This window comes from Candidatus Darwinibacter acetoxidans (genome assembly GCF_041936445.1).
In the GTDB taxonomy this organism is placed as follows: Bacteria; Bacillota; Limnochordia; order Darwinibacteriales; family Darwinibacteriaceae; genus DTU010.
On record NZ_JBHGXH010000120.1, the window covers coordinates 1 to 2097 of the forward strand.

General features: G+C 56.2%; 3 protein-coding genes. All 3 read right to left on the bottom strand.

Features of this window, described 5'->3' with window-relative positions:
- Positions 1-136 precede the first annotated feature (136 nt).
- The gene (locus ACE4YL_RS04300; protein ID WP_461369279.1) at positions 137-508 is read right to left on the bottom strand and encodes a head-tail connector protein; all 372 of its coding nucleotides are present in this window, start codon (positions 506-508) and stop codon (positions 137-139) included.
- A gap of 23 nt (positions 509-531) precedes the next feature.
- A complete protein-coding gene (locus ACE4YL_RS04305) occupies positions 532-1728 on the bottom strand; it encodes a phage major capsid protein (RefSeq protein WP_461369280.1) in 1197 nt (398 codons plus the stop codon).
- A 24-nt stretch (positions 1729-1752) separates the two neighbouring features.
- A partial coding sequence (locus ACE4YL_RS04310) for an ATP-dependent Clp protease proteolytic subunit (RefSeq protein WP_461369281.1) occupies positions 1753-2097 on the bottom strand: 345 nt, incomplete at its 5' end.

A 2097-nucleotide genomic window follows, 5' to 3' on the forward strand; every position in this document is an offset into this window, starting at 1 on the left:
TGGTTGTCCACGGCGATGCTGACGGGCTTGCTGGCCAGCGGGATGTCAACGGTCTGGACGGTCGCCTCGCCGTCCCATTTCAGAACCCGGTGGATTAGTTTGCGCTGGTTCGCCTCTCCCCAGCTTTTGGGTCTGGTCATACAACTTCACCTCCTGCGTAGTCCTTTATCTGCAGGACTATGCTTGTCAGCGCTCGTTCTAAATCGCCTTTTAAATCGCCGTCGTGAAGGATTTTCACCTTGAGGGCTATTGCTGTTTTGTAGAGTGCATATTCTCGCTCATAGTCCGGTTCGTCCGCCATTTCATCCGGCGGCTCCGGCAGCTTCACCCCGGCGTTTAAAAGATACTGTTCGGCCGCTAAAAGAAGGGGACCGAGGACGCTGTCGCCCCCGGTCCCGTAGAATCCGAGCAGGTTTTTCACAAACTCCAGTAGCGTATTGCCTTCGGGAACCTCTGGAATTTCGGGTATTTCGGCTCCGTTGCCGTTGCCGTTTTCTTCTTCAGGCATGGTCTACGCCTCCGATCGGGCTTCTATTCTACAGCAGCGACAACTTCCGCCAGCCGAAAGGCAGAGTAGAGCTTGAACTTCATGTCGAACCATGCGGTCAGCGCCCAAATGTAATCGCCGGAGTTGATGTCTTTGTCGCTGTCGTAAATCGTGTCCGGATCGTAGTTGATGTGGAAATACCGGAAGTCGCCGATGATGGGGGTCCCGATTTTGTCGCCGTTGTCCGTGACGTATGCCGCATCGCAGAAGAACACGGGAGCGCCGATAACCTCTTCGGGCTGCTTGCCGTAGAGCGGCACGGCGTTGTTGGAGAGTTCTTTAATCAACCCCACCCAGTCGGCATAACGCATACAGACTGCGGCGTTCTCGCGGAAATCTTCGTGCAGATCAGCCAGGGCGTTGGTGATGGCGGAGTAGAGGTCTTCGCCCTCAACGGCCTTAACCAGGTAATTGCCGTTTTTCTTTTCGTAGAAAGACTTCAGGCTCAGGCTGGTGCCTTCCTTGAAGGCTTCCTTCCGTTCTTTCGCGGCCAGGCCGGAGCGCAGGGCGTTCTCGACGTAGGAGACCAGGTCAACGTCGGTGCCGTGCAGGACGGTATCACTGATGCGGACCTTGACCTTGAACTTGTTGCGCCCGAATACAACCTTGTCGCCCTCAAGCTGAATTTCTTTTGCGGTGTTGGCATCGGTGATAAAGGCGTCGTCGTCCAGCTCGAAGTCGATCTTCGGCAGCTCCAGCCCCTTGATGGCGGTCATACCGATGCGTCCGCGCAGGGGGTTCTTGACGAAGGGCTCATGAATCAGCTCTTTGTCCTGGGTAGTCGGGAGCAGCTTGTCGCCGTGAGAAGGTGCGCCACCGGGCAGCGCTCGCAGCGGGGTCGCGTCCGCCAGAACCTTCTGGGCCTCGGGGGACATTTCGCGCTTTTCGGCTTTGGCCCGGATGAATTCAGCCTTTGCCGCGATCAGCTTGGCCTCGTCGGTCGGGGCGGTGGTAATCTTGCTCTTCTGCAACTGCGCCCGCTGCTCGGCCTCCACCTTGTCGTGCTGCTCTTTGATCAGGTTGAATCGTGTGTCGAGGTTCGCTTTCTTGTCCTTCAGCTCCTGAACCTCTTCGATGGGCACGGCGGCATTTGCAGCCTTGTCCATCAACTCAGCGGAGACCTTTTCGAGCTCCGCGCCGACGGTAGCCAGTTTTTCTTTTAACGCAAACAGGGTGCTCATTTGTTTACCTCCTGAATTATGAGTTTAGAATCTGAGAATCTTGCCAACCCGCTCAAGGGTTGCTTTGGATTCGGCGGCTATTTCGGTGCGCAGCCTCGCCTCGCCCTCGGGGTCAGCCTGCTCCTGCTTTTCTTCCAGCAGGGATTTGGGGATGTTCTTATACCTGTTAAACAGGTCCTCATCAACACATGCAGCGATATCTTTGGCGTCGATCAGCTCGTCGGCCAGGCCGTAGTTATAACTCTCCTCAGCGGTGAGCCACGTTTCGGCGTCCAGCAGTTCCTTGAGCTTCTTCTCGTCAAGTTTCTCGCCGGCATGTGCAAGATAGGCTTCAATCATGCCAACGCGGATCTTATCCAGGGCGTCGGC

Bases quoted from the DNA above. Each gene is read 5' to 3' on its own strand.
- ACE4YL_RS04300 (WP_461369279.1), bottom strand. From the start codon at position 508: ATGCCTGAAGAAGAAAACGGCAACGGCAACGGAGCCGAAATACCCGAA.
- ACE4YL_RS04305 (WP_461369280.1), bottom strand. From the start codon at position 1,728: ATGAGCACCCTGTTTGCGTTAAAAGAAAAACTGGCTACCGTCGGCGCG.